This is a genomic window from Nitrosovibrio tenuis (assembly GCF_900109785.1).
In the GTDB taxonomy this organism is placed as follows: domain Bacteria; phylum Pseudomonadota; class Gammaproteobacteria; order Burkholderiales; family Nitrosomonadaceae; genus Nitrosospira; species Nitrosospira tenuis_A.
On record NZ_FOBH01000002.1, the window covers coordinates 120,634 to 146,849 of the forward strand.

The window sequence follows — 26,216 nt, forward strand, 5'->3', positions numbered from 1 at the left end:
GCCGATTCCGCGCAGATCCCTTGCCCTTATTCAAGAACTCCGCATTTTAGCGAATTTTTGAGAAATAAGCATCTAGCGCGACATGGTCCAGATAATAATGGCAAATTTCTTTGCCTCCCGCCTCCAGTACTGGAACGCGCTCGCCGTAACGCGACTTCAGGACGTCATCGCTGTCCACATCGACTACTTCGAGATGAAAACAAACACGCTCCTGCCACTCCCGCAGAGCGGCAAGCATATTCTGACAAAGATGGCAATTCTCCCGGCCGTATACAACCAGCACGGGAGAATCAGGGGCGGCCGATTTACTTGCTATCGCCACCGTTCACTTTCATGGTAATAAAGGTCGTGGTATCGCCACGCCTGATCAGTAAGGCGATGTTGCGCCCTTTCGGTATCTTGTTAAGCAACTGGTTGAATTGCTCAACAGTTTTTACATCCTGGTTGTTAATGCTGAGAATCACGTCCCCGGGGCGAACGCCGGCGCGACTGGCGATGCCCGGTATCATGTCTTCCACCAGCAAACCATTCTCAGTTTCCAGTTGTTTCTTTTGATCGGCGGTCAGTTCGCCTAGAACCAGTCCGATACGATTGGCCGTGTCGGGTGCTTTGCCCCGCTTGCCGGTCGCAGGTTTCTCGTCCGGCGGAAGTTCGTCCACTGTCACCGTAAAGTCCTTGGTGGCGCCATTCCGCCACACCTGCACCTGAACTTTCGACCCAGGCTTGGTAGCTCCCACGATCCGCGGCAAATCACCTGAAGATGTAACGGTCTTTCCGTCGAATTTCAGAATGACATCCCGTGGTTCGATCCCTGCTTTCTCCGCGGGACCGCCCTTTTGAACGGAGGCGACGAGCGCGCCGGTTGGCTTCGGTAACCCGAAGGATTCCGCGAGCTCCTTGGTCACTTCCTGAATCAGTACGCCGATTCTGCCACGACTCACCTTGCCGCTGGCAATCAACTGATTTGAAATATCCATCGCCACATCGATGGGGATGGCGAACGACAATCCCATGAACCCACCGGTACGGCTATAAATTTGCGAGTTGATGCCTATCACTTCACCCTTCAGGTTGAATAAGGGGCCGCCGGAATTGCCCGGATTGATAGCCACGTCCGTCTGAATGAAAGGAACGAAATTTTCCTGGGCCAGGGAGCGTCCCTTGGCGCTGACGATGCCCGCCGTCACGCTATTTTCAAAGCCGAAAGGTGCGCCGATCGCTACCACCCATTCACCCACCTTCGTTTTGCCCGGATCACCTTGAGTCACCTTGGGCAAACCGCTGGCCTCGATCTTGAGGAGCGCGATGTCGGTTTTGCGGTCCGCACCGATCAGCTTGGCGCGGAACTCCCGTTTGTCGGTCAGTTTCACATTGATTTCATCGGCAGAGTCCACCAGGTGCGCGTTGGTCAGGATATAGCCGTCGGAACTGATAACAAAGCCCGAACCAAGCGATTTCGATTCAAAATCCCTCGGCGCCCCTCCGTGAGGCGGCATGTAGCGGCGGAAAAACTCAAAAAACGGATCATCCTCTGGAATATTGGGCATTCCGGGAAAAGCCCGGTTGCCGGCAGCGCTCGGAGCTTGCACCGTGCTGATATTGACCACCGCATGCCCCTGTTTTTCCACCAGTTCAGTAAAATCAGGCAACTGCGCTGAGACAGCAGTAGAAAATGCCAATAGCACCACGAAAATAGATTTAGCTATCATTCTTTGCCTTCTGTAAAAGATAAATAAATAGTTAATAGGTTTCGAGTCCTGGTTGATCAAGGTAAATGGGAGAAACAATCTGGGTAAACGCTAAATCTGGTAAACGCTCAGGCGGATCCGCGTAAGGATTCCGCTTAGCGTCCTGATGAATTCTTCAATTGGCTTTATCGCTAGCGACCGAGTTTCCGATTTGCAGCACCGTGGCCGGCGGCACTTCCCCTACCGTTGTCACGATGTTATCCGAAACCGTGCGGGTATATATATTGATGGCTCCACGGCCATGATACAGCCCTTCCGGTGGGGAGGTATGTTTGGATATCGGTTCAATGAAAACCGATACGGCAGCAAGACCATCCGACAGGGCGATATGGCTCACCGGTGTGGATTTTCCAGAAAGATTACGCTTCATTTCGATAATCTTTTTGAACCCCGGCGGTGCATCCTTGACCTGCCAGCCAAGCTTACCACTTCCCATGGTGGAAGACACCAGGTTGGTCGTACGCCACTCGGCGGCTTGTGGGGCATATTTGGATTTCAGTAATGCCTTGTCTATGTGTCCGCCTATTTTCAACTGGGTGAAGACAAATTGTTCCACTACACGACCCTTGTCCATTACAGCGGCTTTCAGTATCAAGCCGGTATCCTGGTCGACCCATAGCTTCTGGCCATAGCGGTTCTCGTCCCTGGGTTCCAGGTCTATTACCTGACACATGTAATCGCTGACGCGCTCCTGCCCGCCCTTCCTGATAATATAGTTATCGTCGAGGTTATTCGGATTACTGAGCGGCTGGGGCAGAAGCGCGGGAAAAACCTTTCTCAGCCAGCGTTTTTCGGTAACAATGGTCTTGCTCTCAGGCAAGTAACATCTCATCTCATCATTGTTTCGGATGATTTCCCGCGGTGCGCCATCCAGCACTTCACTTTTTTCATGCTCCCCTTCTTCATCCACCAGGTGGATGATACGTGAGGTCTCGATATCGCCGTTGGACGAATAGACGAAAGTGCCGACATAGTTATGTCGGCGCGGTGCAGATGCGATCTTTTGCAGCCAGCTTAGCGCATCTGGAGAGGAACTCGACGGATTTTGGGCGAACGCAGGCTGAACGTTAGCTGCCATCAGCAACCAGGCAGCCAGTGCAATACGCATCATCTGGCGAAGTTTTGGCGCGATTCCGCAACCGTACGTATATAGGAGGGCGCCATTCCATGCATGGCGGCGCCGGGTGAAAATTCGCGGTGTGCCATCAGGTAATCGTTAATTTGCGCGGGAGCTGAGTTGGGAACGGAGGGTGCGGCGGAAACGGAAGCGGTGGTCGTTACGGGTACTGTCGCTGCGGGGGATGGCCTGTTGTCGGCCAGATTTGCCTGTAATCGATCCGTCGGTTGCGTAGTATGCAGGCTCATCCATCCCGCCACAGCCATCGCCGCTATCGAAGCGGCAGCGGCGAATGCGACGGGCTTATGCTTTGCAGACGGACGAGGAGCAAGCACGGTTGGTTCCGCGGCCAGTCTCGCACTGACACGCCGGGTAACGTCAACATGTGTTCCCTCCGGCTGCGCCAGAATGTCGCTGATCAGATGGTAAACCGCCCACTGATCGCGCAACTCATCTGTTTTCTTGAATCGTGCGATGGTGCCCGCCGCATCGTCCGCATCCAGTTCGCCATCCATCAATGCCGATATTTTTTCTTCCATGCTACCACCTCTTATCTTTGCCGGTCCCTAGCAAGGGCCGTAGTTTTTCCGCTATTGCTTCACGGGCACGAAATATCCGTGAGCGCACTGTACCAATGGGGCAATTCATGATGGCTGCAATTTCCTCATAGCTCAGCCCCTCGATTTCTCTTAATGTAATTGCCGTGCGCAATTCCTCAGGCAATTCCTCCAGGGTCTGATTTACCGTTTGAGCGATCTGTTTACTCGTCAGTTCGCTTTCCGGAGTATTCATCTCCCGTAAATGGCTGGCCTCCTCGAAGCCCTCGGCATCCTCACTATCGAATCCCGCATTTGTGGTGGTGGGCGCCCGCCGCCCTTGGGCCACAAGAAAATTCTTCGCGGTGTTGATGCCTATCCTGTACAGCCAGGTATAAAACGCGCTATCACCACGGAAAGACGGCAACGCGCGGTAGGCCTTGATAAAAGCTTCCTGGGTTACATCTTCAACTTCTGTCGAATCGCGTATAAACTGTGATAGCAATCGTGCGAGCTTGCGCTGATACTTGACCACCAGCAAATCGAACGCATGCTTATCGCCATGTTGCGCGCGCTCCACCAGTTGCTGATCAATTTCACGGTCACTCATGCCGCCCAATCCCTGAATTTGTGATTTTTACTTGTAACTGCTGCGTTGAGGCATCAGCCAAGTATACCCGTTCAGGGGTGCATCGGGGAATCACGCGCACGCTCGCGATCCGTGACCTGAGTGAACAGACAACGCACAGTATAAATTAGTTCACTTGAAAACGTGGTTATTGAACAAAGATGAGATGAGTGGCAGAAATCCATGGTGTTCGTTATAAGCGAATTAACGCGGCGTCGGGGCTATAGCCCCAAGCCAGGCTTCGGCAGGGCGTATGCCAGGGGTTCATTTTTATGGGAAGCGGCTATGTCCAACATTCTGTTCCACGCGCTAGCCGGGCCAAACATGCTTGAAACATGGATGGGCAACAGACAAAACAGCTGAGGAGAGCCGGGCATGCCCACTGTTGCTCACCGCGCCACCCGCTTCCGTAACCCAGCGCCAGCAGGCTGCTTGATGGATATGCTGGCGATTGAGGCGCGTACCCAGCTGCGGGGTTCGGGGTGGGCCTGGCTGGCGAATAGGGCAGGCTGACCGCGCCGGCAAAGGGCTGGCAGAGCCACGACAACCTGGGGCAACGCAATTCCAAGTCATCGGCGTGCCTCCTCAGGGAGAACCGAGGGAGAACCGAGAGGGGGGAGCGGCGGCCTGCCCGGAGTGTCCTCAAGTGTACATTCAGCTCAGGTGCCGCACTCTACATACTACGGCAATTTCTGGCACATTCACGACAGACTTTGGCACAATCTTCCATGCCGTCCAACTGATCACAACTTTCCGCACAAGCGTCACAAATTTCAGCGCATACCGCGCAGATCTGTTCGCTGAACTCGGAATTGCTTAGCATGAAATTAAGCGACGTCTGGCAGATCTCCGCACAATTCATCATGAGGCGGAAATGACCTGGCTCAACATGTTTGCCGCCTGATTCGAGGCACTGGGTCATGGCGGACTGCAAGCAGATCCGGTGACACTGATCGCATGCATCGATGCATGCCTCCATGTTTTGAGTGGTGGTAGTAAACATGAACATGAGATGTCTCCTTTGTTTCAGGATTAATAAGGATCCGAAATTTGCCACGGGATCCGAAATTCTCCAGGCAAAAATCAGCACAACAAATAAGGTGCGCTCATATCGCTGCAGATTCTGTACGGCAACAGACATAATCTTTTCAGCACTGGTGAATAAATCCCTTATCGAAATCCTTCTCGGACGCTCAGCCACAGCAGTGTTGGGCTAGACGGGAATCAAGCCGGGCCACGATATCTCCCCAACCGCAGAGTCAGAGTGTGAGAGGAAATTATCACAACCATGAGCAGGATCCGCGTGGCCTGGCTTTGAAGGCGGAACCCGGCAGTCGCCGGCATGCCGCCATACATGGCAATGAGCGCGGCTTTCCCATAGCCATCGCTTTGAATCACACATTTGTAATGGTTGAGTTTGGGTATGGCTTTGCCGCCAACTCCATGGCATTAATGGCCGATGCGGGGCATAACCTGTCGGATGTATTGAGCCTGATACTGGCCTGGGGCGCGAGCATTCTGGCGCGCAGGGAGGCAACCGAACGCTATACCTACGGTTTGCGCAGCACGTCTATATTGGCTGCGCTGGCCAATGCCATGCTGCTGCTTGTGGTATGCGGTGCCATTGCGTGGGAGGCTGTCCAGCGATTTTCGCAAGCGCCAGTTGTGGCGGGTATCACTGTGACCTTCGTTGCTACAGCCGGGGTTATCATTAACGGCCTGTCCGCCTGGTTATTCCTGAAGGGGAGCCAAGGCGATTTGAACATCCAGGGTGCCTATCTGCACATGGCGATGGATGCTGCCGTTTCCGCGGGGGTGATAGCTTCAGGTATTGCGATCATTTTCACAGGCTGGTATTGGCTCGATCCCGTTATCAGTCTGGTTATCGTAGCTGCAGTCATTTTCAGTACGTGGGGACTGCTCCGCGATTCAGTGCGCTTGATATTAAGCGCCGTACCAGCAAACATCGACATCGCTGCGATTGACGCTTACTTGCGGCAGCAGCCAGGCGTGGCCGACGTTCACGACCTGCACATCTGGGGCATCAGCACCACCGAAAGCGTATTGACCGTACACCTGGTGATGCCCGGCGGCTATCCCGGCGATGCATTTATGGAAGATATCAGGCGGACTCTCGAAAGCCGCTATGCTATCCACCACAGCACGATACAAGTCGAGCAGGGGACCGCCACCCATTTCTGTACAGTAAAATAAATCTTCAGCCCGAGAACATCTTGCGTTTTCGCGCAACACCGCAGGCAGGGTTTGAGCTTGGCGATCTGCAATGTATGAGGCGGATAGCCTGGAGTTAGGTATAAGGTCAGCGACAGGTCTGTTATCATTCCAAGGTTAAAGCAATAAAAATAACAGACATAAGTGACACAGATAAAGTGACGCAGCTCAATTTCGATACCCTGATTATCGGCAGCGGTCTGGCTGGGCTCACTCTTGCGTTGAATCTGGCGCAAAACAATAAGGTGGGGCTCATTACCAAAGGGGCGCTGCTGGACGGAGCCAGCGGTTGGGCACAGGGTGGTATCGCCGCAACGTTGTCGGAGGAGGATTCGCCCGAGGCCCATATCCGAGATACGCTTGTCGCAGGCGCAGGCCTTTGCAACGAACGGGTTACCCGATATGTCGTCGAAAACGGTCCGCAGGCTATCCAGTGGCTTATCAATCAGGGTGTGCCCTTTACGCGTGATCTCGGGAATGGAACGGGTTACCACCTGACCCGGGAAGGCGGCCATAGCGTGCGGCGCGTCATTCACGCCGCGGATACCACCGGACAGGCGGTCCAATTGACCCTAAGCGAAAAGGCGCGTGCCCATCCCAATATCGCCGTGCTTGAGCATCATGTTGCGATCGATCTCATTACCAGCGCCAAATTGGCCCATCTGGGCGTTCGCTCCGGTGAGAAGAGCAACCGCTGCTACGGCGCCTATGTGCTGGACAGCGTGGCCGGCACCGTCCACACCATTGGGGCGCAGAATACGGTATTGGCGACCGGCGGCGCCGGCAAGGTTTACCTCTACACCACCAATCCCGATACCGCCACAGGTGATGGTATCGCCATGGGCTGGCGGGCGGGCTGCCGCGTGGCAAACATGGAATTCATCCAGTTCCATCCCACCTGCCTTTATCACCCCCACGCTAAATCGTTCCTGATCAGCGAGGCGGTGCGCGGTGAAGGCGGATTGCTCAAGCTCCCGGATGGCTCGCGCTTCATGCCCTGGCACGACGACCGCGCGGAGCTTGCGCCGCGCGACATCGTCGCGCGCGCAATCGATTTCGAAATGAAGAAGCGCGGGCTGGACTGCGTTTATCTGGATATATCCCACAAACCGGCGAATTTTCTGAAGGGGCACTTCCCTAATATTTACAAGCGCTGCCTGGAACTGGGTATCGATATCACCAGGCAGCCCATCCCCGTCGTGCCCGCTGCACACTACACGTGTGGAGGCGTCGTTACCGATTGGAATGGCAAGGCCGACCTGGATAATTTATACGCAATAGGTGAAACCGCGCATACCGGCCTGCATGGGGCCAATCGGCTGGCGAGCAATTCGCTGCTGGAATGTCTAGTTTTCGGTCAGGCGGCAGCCAAAGAGATAATGGATCAGCTTTTCACGCCCGTGGTGGAACTGCCCCAGTGGGACGAAAGCCGTGTTACCAATGCCGATGAAGAGATTGTCATTTCCCACAATTGGGACGAGCTGCGGCGGTTCATGTGGAGCTATGTGGGCATTGTCCGCACCACCAAGCGCCTGGAGCGCGCGCGGCGCCGCATCGAGCTGTTGCACGAGGAAATCAATGAGTATTACGCCAACTTCCGCGTAACCAATGACTTGCTGGAACTGCGCAATCTGGTCGATACCGCCGACCTGATCGTGCAAAGCGCCATGCTGCGCCATGAAAGCCGGGGCCTGCATTACAGCCGGGATTATCCGGGGCTATTGCCTGAGGCGAAAGATACGGTGCTGAAGCGGTAAAATCCTTCATGCAGGGAAGATAGTTCAGTTTCCGCATATTTTGCCCACATTTATCGAGAAATCGCACGGCTCCGGCTTCCCAATCCAGCGTGCCCGATCCATCGGGCCGGTACAGCCAGCGTCTTCCAGTAAAGCATGTGTACCGGTCGCATCGCATATGAGTACAACCGAATGGCGATCCTGGCGCTGCACCTTGACCTTATAATTTTTGAAGTTTTCCAGCAGTATCGGATCATGCCTTGTTGCCAGCGCCAGCAATTCGCTGTCGCTCAGGTCTGGCGGGGGATTTTTGTAGCGGACCGTCGATTCCACCGCCGCGGATAATTTTGTCAGCGCAGACGCCTTGATATACATTTCATCGCTGCCCGGGCGTTTGGGGCTGGCAGTGCAACCTGCTGTCAAGCAAACCGCAACCGCAATGGCAATGATCGTTTTATTTATGACCACGCTTGTTAGGTCCAATATGCATATGTGCCGGAAGCGTCTCTTCCGGTATCCAGGTTCCAGTTGTTGATCGCCGTGATGTACCCGTTGTCATTCCTGAATACGGCATTGGCTATGGATGACCAAACAGTAAGAACATTTGCTATCGCACGGTCGAATATCTGGTCATACTCCATCGCCCCGAGCGGCGTGGCCAGCCCTTTCAAATACTGATTGTCAAGATCCGCAACAGCCGGGTAGGTCAAGCCGACATTGACGGCAACATGGCGTGCGAAGGGAGGAAGTCTATTGCCTTCCTCCGCCTTGTCGACGACAAATTTGAATGAACCATGCCAATTATCGATGAGGGGAGGATTGGCCTGGTATGATCCTGGGTAACAGTTCTTGAGCATGCTCTGCCAGGCGTTTACGATCGCCGGGTCGAGTTTTCCGCTGTCGGGTTTATCGCAGCATCCCCAGATTCCCGAATCCAGGTGTTCGGCCAGCCCGACCTCTCCAAGGTTCAATCGCTGGAAGATATATGCATCCTGATGCATTTCGCATATTCTGTGCTTATCCTTGTTCTTTTGGTATTCGCCCACTTTCAGTTCGACGACGGGGTGAATGGTTACATCCGTTACGACGTGGCTGGTGTATCCCAGCAGCCAGGAAAATACTTTCTGTTGCGATGCGCCTTCCATTTTCCTGATCAGGTTTATTCCAGCCTTGATCATATCGCCCGTTTTCTCGTAGTGCATTCTGTCCGCCCAATGACACGAATCGGGACGAGCGATATCGAGATATGGATAGTCGGGGCTGACCGCGCCAAGTTCGCAAAAGCGGAAATAATCCAGTAGTGGAACGATCGCTTCCGGACTGAAGCCATGGCTTTCCAGTCGGGCGGGCTCTCTGGCGAGATTGACTAAGGTAAGGTGTGCGTAAGCGCCGGGCATGAGGTTTTCAAATTATCTGGCGGGTCGATTAAAGCTATTGTCCGTTTTTCTGGCTGATGCGCACCCAGCGACCGGCGCTAAGGGAAATCGATGCTATTGTATATTTTGCTTCAATTTCGGAGCCACATTGGTCATAGTCATCTTTATAGCATTTAAAAAGCCCGTGTTGGTCCGATGAACAGCATATTTTTAAATAGTTTTTAAATACCAAATATTCAAGTTAAATGTTTAGTTAAATGTTCAAGTTTTTTGAGAAATTGATTCATCCCTATCCTGATTCCAAGGACAGGATACCGCCAAAGGGGTTTTTTGCCTTTATGTGGGAAGCTACCGAGGGCGTGAGGAGATATCTTGTTGCGATGACGTTGCTCACCGCGGCCATCGGAGCGTTTGAAGCAATATTGTTTGCCATCTTGGGGAAAGTTGTTGACTGGCTGAGCCATATACCTCCCTCTCTTCTATGGCATCAGGAACGGAATACTCTTCTCCTGTTCGCAGGGCTTCTCGCAGCTAGCCCATTATTGGTCGCAGTGCAAAATTTCTTTAAACACCAGGTATTGGGGGGGAATTTTCCGATGCGTCTGCGTTGGAATTTTCACCGGATGATGCTTAACCAGAGCATGAACTTTTACCAGGACGAATTTGCCGGCCGGGTAGCGGCCAAGGTCATGCAAACGGCCCTTGCGTTGCGCGATGTCTGCTTCATTCTGGGAGATATTCTCATTTATGTCACCATTTATTTCTTCACATTGGTTGCCGTGGTCGGCAGTTTTAATGTCTGGCTGTCGATACCGTTTATCGCATGGCTCATCCTGTATATCTTCGCATTGTGGTTTTTCGTACCGCGAATGGGCCGCGTTTCCCAATCGCAGGCCGATGCCCGTGCCCTGATGACAGGGCGCATCAGCGATGCCTATACCAATATTGCTACCGTAAAGCTTTTTTCCCATGCCGGCAAAGAGGCAGGGTACGCACGATCGGCGATGCAGGAATTCCTCGAAACGGTGCATAAACAGATGCGACTCATCACTACTTTTGAAGTTGTGAATCAAATCATGGGAGCAAGTCTGATCATCAGCGCGGTTGGCATAGCGTTGCTGCTCTGGACAAAGGACCTGATCGGCGTCGGGGCGCTGGCCGCCGTTGGTGCAATGTCGCTGAGGCTCAATGGCATGTCGCATTGGGTCATGTGGGAAATGTCTTCATTGTTCGAGCATATCGGCACTGTGCGGGATGGTATCAATACGCTTTCGCGCGCGCACCTGGTCACCGATCATCCCGGGGCAAAACCCCTTCAGATAGCGAAGGCGGATATCAAGTTCGAGGATGTCCTGTTTTGTTACGGAGGGGATACCGCGATAATAGATCACCTTTCGCTGCACATCGGGTCGGGCGAAAAGATCGGGTTGGTCGGTCGCTCAGGCGCGGGGAAATCGACACTGGTAAATCTTCTGCTTAGATTTTACGATGTTGAACAGGGGCGCATTTTGATCGATGCACAGGATATCAAGTACGTCACTCAGAACAGTTTGCGTGCCAATATCGGAATGGTGACGCAGGATACTTCGCTCCTGCATCGATCGGTAAGGGATAACATTTTGTACGGGCGCCCGGAAGCAACCGAGATGGATATGATAGCCGCCGCGAAAAAAGCTGAAGCGCATGACTTCATAGCCGGCTTGACGGACCCGATGGGCCGTAAGGGTTATGACGCCCATGTGGGCGAGCGGGGAATCAAACTATCTGGCGGGCAGCGTCAGCGAATCGCGATTGCCCGCGTCATGCTGAAAGATGCGCCTGTGCTGTTGCTTGATGAAGCGACCAGCGCATTGGACTCTGAAGTGGAGGCGGCCATTCAGTCGAGCTTATACCGCCTGATGGAAGGCAAGACGGTCATAGCCATAGCGCACCGACTGTCGACCATTGCGGCGATGGATCGCCTGATCGTCATTGAAAAAGGCCGCATCGTGGAAGAGGGCAACCATCAGAGCCTGATCGAGTTGAATGGCCTCTATGCTCGCCTGTGGGCTCACCAGAGCGGCGGATTCCTGGGTGCGGATGTGTAGTGCGCTTTCCGTGGATCAATGCCCGACAAGCTGGAATAGTGATAGATACTGATAGATACTGATCGCATCGCCCCGCCTGCCGAAAGACAAAGACCGGGAATTCCATTTCGAGTATAAGCCGTGACAGAAACCAGTAGTCCGCCCTCTCAAGATTTTTCCATGCTGTCCCCTGATTGCGTACTCAACGCACTGGAAAGTGTAGGCTTCCGCAGCGATGGCCGCCTGCTGGCACTCAACAGCTACGAAAACCGCGTCTACCAGGCCGGCATGGAGGAGGGCGCGCCATTGGTGGCGAAATTCTATCGTCCCGGGCGCTGGACGGACGCCGCCATACTGGAAGAACATGCCTTCGTGCAGGAATTAGTGGAGTACGAAATTCCTGTCGTACCTGCGTTGGTGCTGGACGGAATAAGTTTGCACCGGTTTGAGGGATTCCGCTTCGCTGTTTTTCCGAATCATGGAGGCCGTGCACCCGAACTGGAAGACTGCCACACGCTGGAATGGATGGGGCGTTTCCTGGGGCGCATCCACGCCATCGGCGCGCTCAAGCCGTTCCGAGATCGCCCCAGGCTGGATATCTCCAGCTTTGGTGAACAGCCACGTGATTATCTGCTGATGCATGAATTTATTCCAGCTGATCTCGATGCGGCCTATCGCAGCGTGGTGAATCAGGCGCTGGATGGTGTGCGCCACTGCCTGGCGCGTGCGGGTGAGGTGCGCGTATTGCGCCTGCACGGCGATTGCCACCCCGGCAATGTGTTGTGGACGGATGAAGGTCCGCATTTTGTGGATTTTGACGATAGCCGCATGGGTCCGGCGGTACAGGATTTGTGGATGTTATTATCGGGCGAGCGTGCCCACAGTCAGCAGCAATTGCATGGCGTGCTGGCCGGGTATGAGGATTTTTGCGATTTCGACGAACGCGAATTGTATCTGATCGAACCGCTACGCACCCTGCGTTTGATTCATTACGCCGCGTGGCTGGCGCAGCGCTGGGACGACCCCGCCTTCAAACAGGCATTCCCGTGGTTCAACACACAGCACTATTGGCAGGATCGGATACTTGAATTGCGGGAACAGGTCGCCCTGATGGATGAGCCGCCGCTGTGGCAAGCATAATGATTGTTTCCGTGCACCTTGTTCACGGATGACGCCACGTTCGAATTCGGTGAGTGCCGCAAAAATGCGGAAGACGAGTTTCCCGCTAGGTGAATGGGTATCGATAGGGTTTTGTAGGGATTTAAGTCCTTGGTGCGCCCCGTTGAGAACGAAGGTAAGCGGGAACGCGAAGTTCGCCGTAACCATAAAGCGATCAACCGCTACAGTTATGATCTGACGAGGCCGAGCGGGAAGCTGCTTTGGATGTGCCTGGCCTACCGGGAAACGCCTATGCGATCAATTTGCAGCTGACGTGATGACCTATTTTGAAGGCCACGAAAAGAGTTTCGCGTCTATCAAGCCTGACGGTTCGCCGGCACCTCGTATTTAACAGCGGCTTGAATAGAGCAGACGATACGCTTCTGGATGCTGGGCGGCAGATCCATCATTCAAGCACTCTACCCTTCATTTGCTACGTAATGAACGATAAAGTTGCCGAGCTTCTTCTTCCTTAAGCGTATCGTTAATTTCACGCATGACACTGTTCATGTCGATCGGGTTTTCAATGCGCTCGAAGCACCCGGTCAGGACGCTCTCCGGGTATAGCTGGTTGTTTTGGTAGAGCGACCATATCTCCATGCCATAGTTTTTGGTCAGCAATTCAGGCGCAAAGCGGCTGAAGTAAGTGGTCAGGTTATTGACATCCCGCAGCAGCATTTTGCAGGCCTGGTTATTGGCGGCCGCGTTGATGGCTTGAGGCAGGTCAATGATGACGGGCCCTGTGCTGTCGACCAGCACGTTGTATTCGGATAGATCACCGTGGATGATCCCCGCGCAAAGCATGCGCACCACCTGCATAATTAATGTGTGGTGGTATTCGCGGGATAGTTCTGCCTTGAGCACAAGATCATTGAGCCGCGGTGCGGCATTGCCCGCATTGTCGGTCACCAGTTCCATCACCAGCACGCCCTCATGGAAGTTATACGGCTTGGGCACGCGCACACCTGCGGCGGCGAGACGGTACAAGGCGTCCACCTCGGCATTTTGCCAAGCTTCCTCCTGCGATTTACGGCCATAGCGGGTGCCTTTTTCCATGGCTCGTGCACGACGGCTGTTTTTTACTTTTCGGCCTTCGGTGTAATCCACACTCTGGCGGAAACTGCGCTTGTTGGCTTCTTTATAAACTTTCGCACACCGTATCTCTTCTTTGCAGCGAACCACATACACCGTGGCTTCCTTGCCGCTCGTCAACTGGCGGATAACCTCATCGACAAGGCCGTCCTGGATCAGCGGTTCAATTCTTTTTGGAGTTTTCATCGGGGTCGGTGCTGCGCTCATATCTTTCCGTTTATCATGAAAGCAACTCATACCACGGAACGCATGGAATAAACAGAAAAAGAAATAAACTGAAAAAGAAATAAACAGAAAAAGGTAAGCCTGAACGTCAGCGGATATGCTCCCGGGCATCATGGGCCCGAGTCTTTCGCCGTGGGGGTGAATCCGGATAGTCCCCACTGATTGCTGGACGCCGAAATAATGCGATAAAGCCGGGGTATGAACTCGCGGCATCAATCTACGAGTTCAGTCGTTGAGCTCCACATCTGTCTCAGGCTTGACGCCCGACCGAATTGCGGCCTCGGTCAGTGATGGCAGGCACAGCTCGATGAAGCGATAGGCGTACCCACGGAGGTAATGACCGCGTCGCACGGAGATGTTTGTGGTATTTTTTTCAAAGAGATGTGAGCTGTCGAGCAGGTTGAGCCGAATGTCCCGCGCCGGATTGAACGCCATCGAGGCGACAATGCCCACGCCCAGCCCAAGCTCTACATAAGTCTTAATGACGTCGGCGTCCAGCGCCGACATGGCGATGTCGATGATCAGCCCCGCTTTTGCAAATGCCTGGTCGATGCCTTTCCGGCCGGTAAAACCTTCATGGTAGGTAATGATGGGGAACTCTGCGACGGCCTCCAATGTAAGGGGATGTGTTGATTCCAATGGATGCCCGGGCGGCACGATGACCGCGTGGTGCCACGAATAATACGGAAACGATGCCAGCTCTGCCACCTCTTCCAGCGCCTCGGTGGCGATGCCGATGTCCGCCTGGCCATCCAGGAGCATCGATACAATTTCGCCTGGGCTGGCCTGGTGCAGGACGAGATGTACCTGCGGAAATGCCTTCTTGAATTGAGTTACTACCGGTGGCAACGCATACCGTGCCTGCGTGTGGGTGGTGGCGATGGTTAGACGCCCCTCGGCCCGGTTGCTGTACTGCTCGGCCAGCCGCTTGACATTTTTCGCATCGAGCAGAATGCGCGCAACGATCTCGACCAGCTCCTTTCCCGGATCGGTCAATCCAAGCAGCCGCTTGCCTTTTCGTACAAAAAGTTCCACACCCAACTCATCCTCCAGGTCTTTAATGTGCTTGCTGACCCCGGATTGGGAAGTGAAAAGAGCATTTGCCGCATCGGTCAGGTTGTAATTCTGCCGTACGGTTTCATGGATGATGCGCAGCTGCTGAAAATTCATATTGTTATTGTGCCGTGTTTCAGATTATTGGGATCTGTGCCTTGACAGCCACCAAGCTGCTGGGGAAGAGGTGTAGGCGCCATGCGTCCATTATGTTCTACAGCGCCACCAAAGAAAAGGCGCCAACTGTGTCGGCGCCTTGGAAACCTCGGAACAAGTCAGAGGTTCGTCAGTTACACAACCGGAACGGAGAAGCTAACCTCAGAGAACAGAGAAACAGAGAAGCTACCCACGCGACGAAAAATATCATCTATTTTATCTTTGCGGAACCAATGACATTTTATTTGCTTATCCGTTTTACGAATAAGCCATCGAGTCCGGTGTAGCGACTATCCGATAACTGCAGAAGGGTTGCGCGAGATGAGTAGCCAAGCGGAACGGGAACCGCTTGATAAGCTATGCAGATTTTCTTGGTTTGAATAGGGAAGGTCGAATGCTAGATTTCTTCCTGGATTATCTTGATTGGAGGACGCAAAATGACTTTCATCAATTCTCGCCTCGTAGTCAGCCTATTTATTTTCCTGGTCAGCCTCGGCGCGGCCTATGCCACGCTGCATCCCTTCTCGCATGGCTCAGCCCACGATCCTGCTCGAAGGCTGCATATGGATTTGAATGACGCGTTTGCCACGCACTGGAAGGGCCGGACAGGCGTCAACGTCAGCATCAGGCTAGCCCGGAATAAATCGGGGGAACCGGTGCATGCGTTGGTCGATGGCCTCAATATCATCACGCTCGCTTTGTCCTATGACAAGACAACGCCGGATGGAAAACCCGGCATTATTCCGCTTCGGTGGCAACCCCTGCCGAGGAATTCGTCTTATGCTTCACCATATACTTCCACCATCGTATTTCTGGTACGCAAAGGCAATCCGAAGGGGTTGAGCGATTGGGATGACCTTGTGCGGTCCGGTACAGAGGTTATCACATCCAATCCCAAATATTCCGAGAATGGCCGCTGGAGCTACCTGGCTGCGTGGGGATACGCGCTCAAGCAATCGGGCGGCGATGAGGCGGCTGCACTCGAGTTCGTGAAACGCCTGTTTGCGAACATCAAACCGTCCGATTCCAAATCCGGAAAGAGAGACGCGACGGCAGCATTTGTCGAGCAGGGTCTCGGCGACGTGCTGTTAGTCTGGGAGAACGAAGCCCATCTACTCACCCATGAAAAAGGAGAGGAAAAGTTTGAGATTATCGTACCGCCAGTGTCGATTGTGGCCGAACGTCCCATCAGCGTCATCGCGAATGGCGGGAGTAGCGCATCTGACGTGGCGGTTGCCTATATTGACTATCTTTATACACACCCAGCGCAGGACATCGCAGCCAAACATTATTATCGGCCGCGGGATACGGCGGTTAGCGCCACGTACGCGGACCGGTTTCCCGCCACAGAGCTGTTTACCATCGACGACGTCTTCGGGGGGTGGCATAACGCTGAGAAAGTACACTTTGCCAGGGGTGGAGTTTTGGAACAGATTCAGAGCAATTGAGTTTCGGATGTTGGCGTAAAAGCGGGCGGCCTGCGTGCGTTCGTCACAATAATTGCTTGACACCATTTTTGGGATCACACTAATTTTTACGCGTGCGTTTGCGAAGCTGCCGAGCTGGCTGAATACATTGCGGCATTTTACTGCTGTGGCAGCATGCTGGAGTGTGTTCCCCCGATCCGAAGTGTGTTTGCCCGATCTTGCCTTTTGAGGACCATGACCTATATTAATAACGGGAGCGGAGGTGCGGCACGTTTCCCGGACGTTTGGGTTGCCTTTCGTCCCGCTTCTGATGGGATTATTGGGTAGTCTTTCAGGTGAACTAACGAACAGGGGACAGGGAGGCACACATGCAAGCAAACCAGGCTGCCAGCCAGCCGCCGAATTTGTACCAGCTCAGCGGCAAGCACCTCAACATTACGTACTCGACCAGTGGTATAGATGGAAAGCCGCATTTCAGTTACCAGGATCTGCAACAAACGCTGAGCTTTACCGGCGATGAGATCCGTAGTGTCGAGACCGAGATCGGGACACTTGTCAGTGTCACCATCCGCATGACTGTCGATACCGGGGGAACGACTTTCAGTCTTCTGCTTCCGCGTGTGAACATACCGGGAGAGCAATCTGTACCGATACAGACTACCGGTATTACAACTCTTCACAGGTTTTCGATTCTGCCGATAAATGGACAACTGGACTTCTACACAGTAACCTGGCTTCACGGATCGGCCGCACGGGTGTTTTTTTAGATCAGTCAAAAAAGCAAATAAAAATAGCGATTGACGGAAGCGGGAGCAATCCGGCAAGCTGCATCAAGCAGCGCTGCAGGTACGATTTTGCATCAATTCCGCCCAGGGTCGGTTGTTCTTTTTTGTTCTTTCACTTTTGGGTCTTTCCACTTCCATCGCAACAGCACCCGCAGGCGGCGAAATTCGTCCGCATCGATTCCGTCCGGAAGAATTACAATGCTGCGAGCAAAGCGTCTCCTCCACGATTTCGGATGCACCAGCGGTCTAAGTTCAAGGACAGTCAGATAAGGTGCCACAAAGCTGCTGCCAAGCAGCACACAGGCGAAACGTTCACCGCTTTTTGTTTCAAGCGTGCAAGACATTTCATCCGAAGCCCCTGACTCCAGCTGCAGCCCCTTTATCGATCCCGGTGAGGTTAGCCAGGCGTAATATCGTTCGTAATAGACTAGGCTGGCAACCAGCAGCGTGCTCCCCACCAGCTTGACCATCACCGGCAATGTGAGCGGCCATAGCAGTGCGATAGCGCTGAAATGAGCGAAACCCAGTGCTACTGCCAGGCGTTTGGAGGGTTTGAGGTGGACGATGAGCAAAGGCGGAATGATAAGGAAGATAAAGCGAAAGCCATAACGCCATTATCTCATTCCAGGCAATTAGCGGTTTATCGGGAACTGTATTGGCCGTATAATTGATTTTAAATTGTTTTCATATTGTATTGTCCTGCATGAATCCCAACTGGCAAGCTTATCTGCAAAGCCGTCACGCAAGCATCCAGGACGGCCGGGCCATTCATTATGGAAATGCTGCCGCCGAGCTTGCAAGCATTGGGTCGGCGAGTGTGCTTGTCGATCTTTCGCATTTGGGTCTGATCAGTTTTTCGGGCGAGGATGCCCAGTCTTTCTTGCAAGGACAATTGAGTTGCGACGTAAGGTTAGCCACTCCCTCTGCTGCGGTCTATGGGAGCTATTGCAACCCGAAGGGCAGGATGCTGGCAAGTTTTTTGCTATGGGGCGACAATGGAGGGGGTTATGTCATGCAATTACCGGCGGCGTTACAGCCAGCCATTCAAAAGCGCTTATTCCTGTATGTGCTTCGCGCCAAAGTCAGATTGGCTGACAGCAGCGACCCCCTCGTGCGCATCGGCGTGGCGGGCAGCGATGCCGATGCGTTAATCGCCAAGGTTCTGGACAAGGTCCCCGACCGCGACCTCGGCATGTTTCATGGTGAAAAGGGGAGTGTGCTTCGCCTTGCCGAGGATCGTTTTGAACTGCTTGTCAAGGCAGAGCAGGGCCCTGAGGTATGGGAAGGCTTGAGCAAGAACGCGGTGCCGGTTGGGGCGCCCTGTTGGGACTGGCTGCAAATAAAAGCCGGCATCCCGGTGATCACGCCCGCTACCCAGGAGCAATTCATACCCCAGATGGCAAATCTGGACGCCATCGGCGGAATAAGTTTTCAGAAAGGATGCTATCCTGGCCAGGAAATCGTCGCCCGTAGCCAGTATCTGGGTAAAATCAAACGCCGCATGTACCTCGCCAATGTTCAGCCGATGGTACCGGAAACTCCCGTTGAAGCCGGGGATGAACTGTTCAGTGTGGACATGGGGGAACAATCCAGCGGTATGGTGGTCAACGCAACAGCATCGCCAAACGGGGGATTCGATATGCTGGCTGTTATTCAGACCAGCAGTATCGAGGCCGGAAACATTCACTGGAAGGCCCTGGATGGTCCCGCGCTGGAGATTATGCCACTACCTTATTCACAAACCTTTAAGCCCGCCAATCCGCCTGCCAATCGTTGAGAAACATACATAACCATGCGCAAGTTTTTCACCGCCATGCAATTGTTCAAAGGTTCTTCAAGGGTTTCCCCGGGATAAATACATCACTACCCTGGGGTTAGCTTAGTCAAATATTCCGTCGTATAGGCCAAGCGCGTCAATGACTCGTCTGGAACTATGTCGATGTGGGACAGCCATGCGGAAGAATATTCCTGAGAACCTTGCTTAAGCCCATACCGCAGTATTTTTAGTGCTCCGCGGCGGGAAATCGAAAAGATAGCGAAAAAAGCGTTCTAGAGAATAAAGCGTTCTCTTATTTTCCCCCATCCGATGCATACTGAAGATGCATGCCAAAAGTAAACAGAGGTGCGTTCAACGCGATATGTTTTCCACTCGTTTCCGTATGTGGTGGCTTTTATTGCCATTCATATTGATGACATCGGCTGTATCTGCCGATGTGCTCGAACAGCGTGATATTGCTTTTTACTATGGCAGTCGCCCGCCTGTCGATGATTTGCGTCACTTTGACCAGATTGTCATTCAGCCGAGCCAGGTGTTGCCGCATGAGAAAGCAGCATTATTAAAGCTGGATTCGCTGATATTTGCCTATGTTTCATTTGGTGAGATTGCCCGTAATAGCGAGGATATGCCGCGCATCAAAACGAGCTGGTCAATCGGCGTGAATCCGGCATGGAACAGCCTGGTGATGAATATGAACGATCCCGGCTGGCACGAATACCTTCTGGAACATCATTTCGCCCGCTTGTGGCGTGAGGGCTACCGCGCGTTTTTCCTGGATACTGTCGACAGTTACCTGATTGTAACGGCTGAAGGCAAGCAACGCGAGGAGCAGGAGACGGGACTGGTTGCGTTGCTGGCGGAGGTAAAGCGCCGCTTTCCCGGCTGCAAACTCATTCTCAACCGTGGTTTCGAGGTGCTGGACCGCGCCAGTCAATATGCCGACGGTATGGTTGCCGAATCGCTTTTTCACGGGTTTGACCCGGTTACTGGAAAGCACGCGCCGACCAAGGAGGAAAACAGGACATGGCTTCTCAATCAGTTGTCACGCGCGCAAAACGAATTCAAGGTGCCGGTTACGGTGCTCGACTACGTCGAGCCGGGCAACTGGGCTGAAGCGGAAAAGACGGCGCGCGAAATCGTCAAGCTCGGGTTCATGCCGTGGGTTGCCAATGGCGATCTGACGTGGCTGGGGCAAGGCCGGTTGCGTCTGGCCCCGCGTAAATTGCTGGCTATCGTCAACGGTTCGCCGGCTCAACAAATGGATCATGAGCTATTCCGGCATGCAGCCATGCCTCTGGAATATCTTGGCCTGGCGCTGGACTATTGGTATATCGATCAGCTTTCGTTGCCCATCGAGCCGCTTGTTGGACGCTACGCGGGAGTTATCGCATGGCTGGGAGAAGACAGCAGTATCAGTATCGGCGAAAGTAGTACTGGCCGCTATGAGAGTACCTGCGCGCGTTTGAAAGCCGAAGTCGATGCCGGATTGCCCATGGTATTCATGGGCCATTTGCCGGCCGGGGACGCTTGCAGGAATCTGATCGATTATCAGGGAGAACTGCAGCCCACCACGCGCGCGCTTAAGCTGGGCAGCGCGGGCGAGCGGCTGGGACGGCCCAACACGGCGCCGGTCGTAGGTAGCGGCACGCCGGATATCCGTGTTCGGGACAGGAATGAGGCATGGCTGACGTTGAGCGACGGCGACAAACTGTTTCACCCCGTTGCGGTGGGCGCATGGGGAGGCTATGCACTGCACCCGCACATCCTGAGCGAAAGTGCGTCGGGTCGCCGCGAATGGCTGCTGGATCCCTTTTCTTTTTTTCAGGCGGCGCTGCGCCTGCCCGCGCAGCCCGTATTCGACCTGACAACCGAAAATGGCCGTCGCCTGGGCATTATAGAAGTGCGCGGCGATCGCCTGTTCGAAAAAGACGAGCATGGTGTTGAAGCAATCGACCGGCTTCGGGCATGGGTGGAAAGAAATGGCGCTCCTGTTACGCTGGGTGTTATCGAAGCCGAAGCGGATAATGAAGAGCGGCGTAGCAAAGTTCGGCACCTGGCTTCCATGCCGCAGGTCCGCTTGGCGAGCCACACGTACAGCCATCCTTTCTACTGGGGAGTGTTCGAGGGAAAGACGGATGCAAACCAGCAGCCTTATCGCTACAGTGTTTTTATGGACGGCTATGCGGCGGATATCACGCGGGAAACAGAGGGTACCGTCGAATTTCTAAAGTCGATGGCGCCTGATTCACCATTACTGCTGATATGGTCCGGTGACGGCAGACCCGGGCCTGCGGCCCTGGCGGCAACGCACAAGGGAGGCCTGCCTCATTATGGTGGAGGCGGCTTGCGCTGGCAGAGCGGTTCGTTATCTTTAGCTGATCTTTCTCCCGCACTGCGGCCCACCGAGTGGGGTACACAGATCCTGACACCCCTGACGGGCGAACCGTTGTTCGCACAGCTCTGGTATGGGGAAGCTTTGAATTTCGGCAAGATAAGCGAATGGAACAGGCAGCTCGATTCCGCGCGGCGGCTGCGCATCTCGTCCATATCCGTTCACGCCGATGCGCTATTGCATGCGCGCGGCATGGAGCTTCTCGACGCGCTTGCCGATGAGCAGCGCAAGGAAAATACGCTGAGTATCTGGGTCGACGAATACGTCACGCGTGCGCGGGCTTTTCAGACAGCAAGCGTCGCGCGCGACCTCAATGGCAACTGGATGCTTTTCGGCGATGCGCTCAGGACGGTTCGATTACCCGCTTCGGAAATGCTTCCCGAAATCTCAACCGATGTCGTGGGATATTCCGACCGCAACAGCGATCGCTATATCTACCTTGCACGCAATCATGCGATTCTCAAGCCCAGGCGCGAAGGGCAGACTGATGCCCCGGTTTTGCGACTGCTTCACGCCAGCGCGCCCTTGAAATCATGGCATCTCAACGCCGATGGCACGGCCACGATTTTATTTGAGCCGCGCGGGGATGTGACGCTTGCGGTTCCTGCTTCCTGCCTGCTCAGTTCGGATGGTGAAATGCTGTCGGCTGTGCGCCAGGGTTCACATTCCCTCTTCAATGTCTCCACCGCTAACGCCTCAGGGGAATTTCGGCTTGAGTGTTGAGGCACAGCGCGAGTCCCTGTTGAATGCGCCTGCGCTGATGTTCATGAGCGCAGTCCTCCTGATCGCATTCTGGGTATTATTTCCGCGCCAACCCGCGTTCAGGGATCCATCCAATCTGTCGGCAAAGGACGCGTTGTCGGTAGCCTACCTCCGCGTCCTGGTTCAGTCCGATCCCGGCAATGCTCCATTACGCCTGTCATTCGTTCAATTGCTGACCGAAGCGGGAATGATCGATGAGGCGGCCCTGGCCATTGCTCCGCTGCAACGCGCCCCTGAATCCAGCCTGACTTATGAAATCCGCCTGGCGGACCTCAAGCTGTCGTTGCAACAGCTTTACCGGCATCCACCCGGCGATGTCGAGGCAGCGCTGCGCCAGCATATCGCTGCACTCGTTCCCCCACTGTTGGGAATTGCAGGTAATGACAAAGAATTAAATCAGGTCGTGGCATACGCGGAGCAGTTTGGCGAGCCTTCAGTATTGGCGGAAACCTTCGAGCAGTTGCTTGTTATACGTCATGAAAACGATGAAAAGAAGTCACGCTGGCTGGTCTTTGCCGCAAAACAGCGCATGGCGGCTGGCCAGCCGGAATTGGCCGCCCGAAATCTGTTGAGGGCGTTCATGCTCGAGCACATGCCGCACAAAAAAACGGAAATAGCGAAGTCCTGTTTGCACGCTTACCTTCAGGCAGGTATTGATCAGGAGGCGTTAAAGGCAGCAATGCGGGTGCAGGAAAGCGTCAAAGGCGATGCCGCACTTTCGATGCTTGCCGCCGACATTGCCGAGCCGCTTGCGGACCAGGAGCATGCGCTGGCCTGGCTGGAAGAAGCGAGCCTGCTTCTTCCTAACGACCAGGCGCTAGCCGAACGTATTGTACGGCTGCAAATATCGATGGGCTTGCTGAGCGAGAGTCTCCCGAGAATTGCTCAACTGCGTAACCACCTGGTCCTGGGCAGTGATCGCCACCGTTTGCTCGCCCATGTTTATGACTGGAACGGCCAACCCGACGAAGCCCTGGCTCTTTGGCTGTCATTTGCACGCCACAAGGCCGATCATGAGGCGGAGGCCCGAGCCTTTGAATTGAGCCAGGCAAAAGCGGATAACAAGGCGTTGGTACAGTTGCTGGAAGCTATCATGGCTCGCCGCATACTGACGACCGCCGAAGCGGAAGCGTATGTCAAGGCCGGCCTGCGCGTTGCCGAACCCTCTCATGTGGAGCAGCAATTGCGGCGTCATGCCGAACATTTCCAGAACCCGGCCACGACGTTGAAAGCATTGGCTGATGTACTGGTTCTGCAAGGCAAGCCCCGCGCGGCATTAGCTGTGTACCAGGAAATGCCCGGCGTGGAGAGTACCCGGCAAAGGATGGATCTGGCTCGGCTATACGACGAAGCGGGGAACGCGCAAAAGAGTTTCGAGTTACTGCTTCAAGAACTCGATTCGCCCGGCCAGGCTCATGCCGAAGAGTACTGGCTATTGCTCGGGAGAATCTCCACGCAATTGGGACAGGATGCCTATGCAAGCAGAGCCTATGAAAAAGCGCTTATCTTGCGGCCCAATGATGTGGAAATAATTGAAAATCTGCAACGCTTGGCAGTGCGCCATCGCGATGATAAAAAAAGTGAACGCCTTGCGCGTTATGGATGGGATCATTTACGGCGCATCGAGGATCTGCAACGCCTCATGCGTTTTTCCTGGAAGCGGCAAGATTGGGAAGAACTCGACCACTGGCTATCCCTGGCCGATGAAATGCAATCGGCCAAGCCATCGGCATTAGCCCAGGCGACAGACTACTGGTACTTTCAATCAATGCGCAAAATGGTAAACGGGCAGCGCGAGGCCGCTCACGATGCGTTGCGCCAAACTCTGCGGTTGCGTGGCGCGGATCCGGAAATTACCGAGGCAATGATCTGGCTGTTGCTATCGGATAAAAAAGTCGACCATGGGCCGCTTGATGCACTCGTTCAACCTTTCCGGAACCAATCGGGCAGCCAGTCGGGGGTAAGCCCGCCTCTGGCGGAGGCCTTGGCCGCGGCGGAGCAGATGTTGGGTAAACCCACTCAGGCGGCAGCCTGGTATTTTCGATCACTGGCTACAAGACCGCGGGATTTTTTGTGGACATTGACATTGGCCGATAATATGGAATGGGCAGGCTGCCTCGGCAATGCCAATCATGCCCGGCTTTCGGCGCTGAAGTTGTTTGCATCCCATGGTTCCCATCAGGCTGAAGTGATGCACCCGGTGCGCCTGGCGGAGTATTTCTCCCCGTCCAAGGATGTGCCGGCACAACGGGGCAATGGCCCTGGACTAAAGAAGAGCGAGAAATGGCAATCCATGCGGGAGCACTGGGGTTTCACAAAAACTTTGGACAATGCGAGCTTTTTTGCGCTGCAGCGCCAGCGTGAGCGCCTGTCTTCACCAGCCTGGGAAAAGTTTGCCGATGCGGTCAGGCGCAAAGATCAGCAAGCGGTCGCCGCGCAATTAAAAATAGTTTCCGATCATTTGCAGCATCGGCCGGACGAACCCCTCCCTCCGGATATGCTGCCGTTATCCCTGAACGACGTCGACCAGGCTAATCGTTGGCTGCCCGGAGAATCCGTGCCTGATCGAAGCGACTTGAATACCGAAGCGGACATATGCCGTCAAACGCTTGCAAAAATCCGCGACTTGCAGCGGCTGCCTGTGGCGGCTGGGGAGCAACCCGCGTTATGAAAAAGCCGTGGCTCGAGGGTATCGAAATCATCGATGTTAATCAGCCCGTGCCGGCATGGAGTGGATGGGCCGAAACGTTTGCATTGACCGCAATTGTGCTCGTTGCGTCGTTCGTTACCCGGCAGGATGATCCTTTTCGGTTGGGTATGGGTTTCCCATGGCCCATCCTGGCTCCTTTATTGGCCGCGTTACGGTACGGCTTCATCCACGGTTTTGTCAGCGCCTTGCTGATATTGGCCGCGTTGGGCATATCCATTAATCAGCATTGGCAAACCTCACCCGAGTTTCCGCTGGCGTGGGCCATTGGGGTTATTGTCATGGCAATGGTGGCGGGTGAATTTCGGGATATGTGGCAACGCCGCTTACATCGACTGGAGGGCGCTTATCAATACCGTGCGGAACGTCTTGAGGAGTTTACGCGCAATTACCAGCTGTTGCGTCTCTCCCATGATCGCCTGGAGCAAACCGTGGCCAATAGCGGATTCTCCTTACGTGAAGGAATTATGCATTTGCAGTCCGTGCTTGATGGGATTGACGGCGCCAATGGCCTGACGAACACATCGCTGCAAAGATTGATCGAATTTGTGGCCGAGTATGGGGCATTGACGCAGGCATGCATAGTGGGCATACAGGGTGACCGCATCAATGCGACCAGAATATTGGCCCACGTCGGGGAACAGTTTGTAATTGACGACAATGACCCTGTATTAATTACCGCGCTTGAAAGCGGGGAGCTGGCAGCAGTAAACTTCACCACGGGGATCGCAATGGATCAAAACCAGTTGCTGGCGGCTATTCCTATCTCCGACTCAACCGGTGACATCCATGCGATGTTATTGGTGAGATCCATGCCTTTTTTTGCTTTTCACGAAAATAACTTGAAGCTCATCGCGGTACTTGTTGCGCATGGTGTCGATCATCTGCGTTTTGGAACAGCCATGCCCTCCATTGCGCGGTTTCTCGCCGCATTTGAGCGCGTGCATCAGGATTACTTGAAGTTCAAGCTCGATGCAGCACTCCTGAGGTTGTCGGGCACCAATGCCAATGTCATGGTGGCGTACGAAAAACTGCGGACTTCAGTCCGCGCCATCGATCTGATTTGCATTGCTCGTGATAATGGCCAGCCGGTTGTCTGGGTACTTCTGCCTTTGACCGATATCGCGAATGCGCGCGCGTGGATGCAGCGGGTGGATACCTTTCCAGCGGCGGTGACAAGCGAGTTGTCAGCCATCAGCGATATCGATCTCCAGAGGATCCGCTCCCTGGAGTCGTGCTGACA

The 26,216-nt window shown here is 54.2% G+C and carries 22 protein-coding genes and 1 pseudogene; 11 read left to right on the forward strand and 12 right to left on the reverse strand.

The genetic code is table 11. The annotated features are described in order from the left end of the window. Nucleotides 1–46 precede the first annotated feature (46 nt). The 5 genes from BMX00_RS03275 to rpoE form a co-directional block, all read right to left on the reverse strand. The gene (locus tag BMX00_RS03275) at nucleotides 47–322 is read right to left on the reverse strand and encodes a glutaredoxin family protein (protein WP_245727630.1); all 276 of its coding nucleotides are present in this window, start codon (nucleotides 320–322) and stop codon (nucleotides 47–49) included. Next, nucleotides 306–1,709, reverse strand: a complete 1,404-nt coding sequence (locus BMX00_RS03280) for a DegQ family serine endoprotease (RefSeq protein ID WP_090827094.1) — start codon at nucleotides 1,707–1,709, stop codon at nucleotides 306–308. The genes BMX00_RS03275 and BMX00_RS03280 overlap by 17 nt, the downstream gene beginning before the upstream one ends. Nucleotides 1,710–1,863: 154 nt before the next feature. Continuing rightward, nucleotides 1,864–2,856: a MucB/RseB C-terminal domain-containing protein gene (locus BMX00_RS03285; protein ID WP_245727632.1), complete on the reverse strand. Its 993-nt coding sequence runs from the start codon at nucleotides 2,854–2,856 to the stop codon at nucleotides 1,864–1,866. Then, entirely contained in the window at nucleotides 2,856–3,404 is a 549-nt protein-coding gene (locus BMX00_RS03290; protein WP_090827098.1) for a sigma-E factor negative regulatory protein, read from the reverse strand. Before BMX00_RS03290 ends, BMX00_RS03285 begins: the two co-directional genes overlap by 1 nt. Nucleotide 3,405: 1 nt before the next feature. Next, nucleotides 3,406–4,011, reverse strand: coding sequence for an RNA polymerase sigma factor RpoE (gene rpoE / locus BMX00_RS03295; RefSeq protein ID WP_090827684.1), 606 nt, complete (start codon nucleotides 4,009–4,011; stop codon nucleotides 3,406–3,408). 393 nt (nucleotides 4,012–4,404) lie between these two features. Here rpoE and BMX00_RS14520 point away from each other — a divergent pair, with 393 nt between their 5' ends. Next, entirely contained in the window at nucleotides 4,405–4,542 is a 138-nt protein-coding gene (locus BMX00_RS14520; protein ID WP_177171746.1) for a hypothetical protein, read from the forward strand. A 160-nt stretch (nucleotides 4,543–4,702) separates the two neighbouring features. On the opposite strand, the gene BMX00_RS15185 is transcribed toward BMX00_RS14520, so the two are convergent. Next, entirely contained in the window at nucleotides 4,703–5,170 is a 468-nt protein-coding gene (locus tag BMX00_RS15185; RefSeq protein ID WP_483869848.1) for a four-helix bundle copper-binding protein, read from the reverse strand. A gap of 125 nt (nucleotides 5,171–5,295) precedes the next feature. Here BMX00_RS15185 and BMX00_RS03310 point away from each other — a divergent pair, with 125 nt between their 5' ends. Together BMX00_RS03310 and nadB are read left to right on the forward strand one after the other, a co-directional pair. Continuing rightward, complete coding sequence (locus tag BMX00_RS03310) at nucleotides 5,296–6,243, forward strand: cation diffusion facilitator family transporter (RefSeq protein WP_090827102.1); 948 nt, start codon at nucleotides 5,296–5,298, stop codon at nucleotides 6,241–6,243. A gap of 176 nt (nucleotides 6,244–6,419) precedes the next feature. Then, complete coding sequence (gene nadB / locus BMX00_RS03315; protein WP_090827104.1) at nucleotides 6,420–8,018, forward strand: L-aspartate oxidase; 1,599 nt, start codon at nucleotides 6,420–6,422, stop codon at nucleotides 8,016–8,018. A gap of 24 nt (nucleotides 8,019–8,042) precedes the next feature. On the opposite strand, the gene BMX00_RS03320 is transcribed toward nadB, so the two are convergent. Both BMX00_RS03320 and BMX00_RS03325 read right to left on the reverse strand, forming a co-directional pair. Next, the gene (locus BMX00_RS03320) at nucleotides 8,043–8,465 is read right to left on the reverse strand and encodes a hypothetical protein (RefSeq protein ID WP_245727635.1); all 423 of its coding nucleotides are present in this window, start codon (nucleotides 8,463–8,465) and stop codon (nucleotides 8,043–8,045) included. Nucleotides 8,466–8,470: 5 nt separating this feature from the next. Beyond that, nucleotides 8,471–9,394: a zinc dependent phospholipase C family protein gene (locus BMX00_RS03325; RefSeq protein WP_090827106.1), complete on the reverse strand. Its 924-nt coding sequence runs from the start codon at nucleotides 9,392–9,394 to the stop codon at nucleotides 8,471–8,473. Between the two features lie 236 nt (nucleotides 9,395–9,630). Here BMX00_RS03325 and BMX00_RS03330 point away from each other — a divergent pair, with 236 nt between their 5' ends. Next, nucleotides 9,631–11,460, forward strand: a complete 1,830-nt coding sequence (locus tag BMX00_RS03330) for an ABC transporter ATP-binding protein (RefSeq protein ID WP_090827108.1) — start codon at nucleotides 9,631–9,633, stop codon at nucleotides 11,458–11,460. A gap of 120 nt (nucleotides 11,461–11,580) precedes the next feature. After that, complete coding sequence (locus tag BMX00_RS03335; protein ID WP_281245891.1) at nucleotides 11,581–12,579, forward strand: serine/threonine protein kinase; 999 nt, start codon at nucleotides 11,581–11,583, stop codon at nucleotides 12,577–12,579. A 30-nt stretch (nucleotides 12,580–12,609) separates the two neighbouring features. Here BMX00_RS03335 and BMX00_RS14955 read toward each other — a convergent pair. The 3 genes and pseudogenes from BMX00_RS14955 to BMX00_RS03350 form a co-directional block, all read right to left on the reverse strand. Continuing rightward, nucleotides 12,610–12,792: pseudogene (locus tag BMX00_RS14955) on the reverse strand (recombinase family protein); the annotation flags it as partial. Nucleotides 12,793–13,023: 231 nt separating this feature from the next. Then, nucleotides 13,024–13,875, reverse strand: coding sequence for a PA4780 family RIO1-like protein kinase (locus tag BMX00_RS03345; RefSeq protein WP_090827690.1), 852 nt, complete (start codon nucleotides 13,873–13,875; stop codon nucleotides 13,024–13,026). Between the two features lie 264 nt (nucleotides 13,876–14,139). Continuing rightward, nucleotides 14,140–15,084: a CysB family HTH-type transcriptional regulator gene (locus BMX00_RS03350; protein ID WP_090827113.1), complete on the reverse strand. Its 945-nt coding sequence runs from the start codon at nucleotides 15,082–15,084 to the stop codon at nucleotides 14,140–14,142. A gap of 476 nt (nucleotides 15,085–15,560) precedes the next feature. On the opposite strand from BMX00_RS03350, the gene BMX00_RS03360 reads away from it, so the two are divergent. Together BMX00_RS03360 and BMX00_RS03365 are read left to right on the forward strand one after the other, a co-directional pair. After that, nucleotides 15,561–16,571, forward strand: coding sequence for a sulfate ABC transporter substrate-binding protein (locus BMX00_RS03360; protein ID WP_090827119.1), 1,011 nt, complete (start codon nucleotides 15,561–15,563; stop codon nucleotides 16,569–16,571). A 347-nt stretch (nucleotides 16,572–16,918) separates the two neighbouring features. Continuing rightward, nucleotides 16,919–17,317, forward strand: coding sequence for a hypothetical protein (locus tag BMX00_RS03365; protein WP_090827121.1), 399 nt, complete (start codon nucleotides 16,919–16,921; stop codon nucleotides 17,315–17,317). Nucleotides 17,318–17,409: 92 nt separating this feature from the next. Here the strand turns inward: BMX00_RS03365 and BMX00_RS03370 are convergent, their stop codons facing one another. Then, nucleotides 17,410–17,907 (reverse strand): protein YgfX, encoded by a 498-nt coding sequence (locus tag BMX00_RS03370; RefSeq protein ID WP_245727636.1) that lies wholly within the window; start codon nucleotides 17,905–17,907, stop codon nucleotides 17,410–17,412. A 131-nt stretch (nucleotides 17,908–18,038) separates the two neighbouring features. Here BMX00_RS03370 and ygfZ point away from each other — a divergent pair, with 131 nt between their 5' ends. The 4 genes from ygfZ (at nucleotide 18,039) to BMX00_RS03390 (ending at nucleotide 26,214) form a co-directional block, all read left to right on the forward strand. Then, nucleotides 18,039–19,112, forward strand: a complete 1,074-nt coding sequence (gene ygfZ / locus BMX00_RS03375) for a CAF17-like 4Fe-4S cluster assembly/insertion protein YgfZ (RefSeq protein WP_090827126.1) — start codon at nucleotides 18,039–18,041, stop codon at nucleotides 19,110–19,112. A gap of 412 nt (nucleotides 19,113–19,524) precedes the next feature. Continuing rightward, a complete protein-coding gene (locus BMX00_RS03380; RefSeq protein ID WP_245727638.1) occupies nucleotides 19,525–22,227 on the forward strand; it encodes an endo alpha-1,4 polygalactosaminidase in 2,703 nt (900 codons plus the stop codon). Then, nucleotides 22,217–24,937, forward strand: coding sequence for a tetratricopeptide repeat protein (locus BMX00_RS03385; protein ID WP_090827128.1), 2,721 nt, complete (start codon nucleotides 22,217–22,219; stop codon nucleotides 24,935–24,937). Before BMX00_RS03380 ends, BMX00_RS03385 begins: the two co-directional genes overlap by 11 nt. After that, a complete protein-coding gene (locus BMX00_RS03390; RefSeq protein ID WP_090827130.1) occupies nucleotides 24,934–26,214 on the forward strand; it encodes a protein PelD in 1,281 nt (426 codons plus the stop codon). Before BMX00_RS03385 ends, BMX00_RS03390 begins: the two co-directional genes overlap by 4 nt. Nucleotides 26,215–26,216 lie beyond the last annotated feature (2 nt).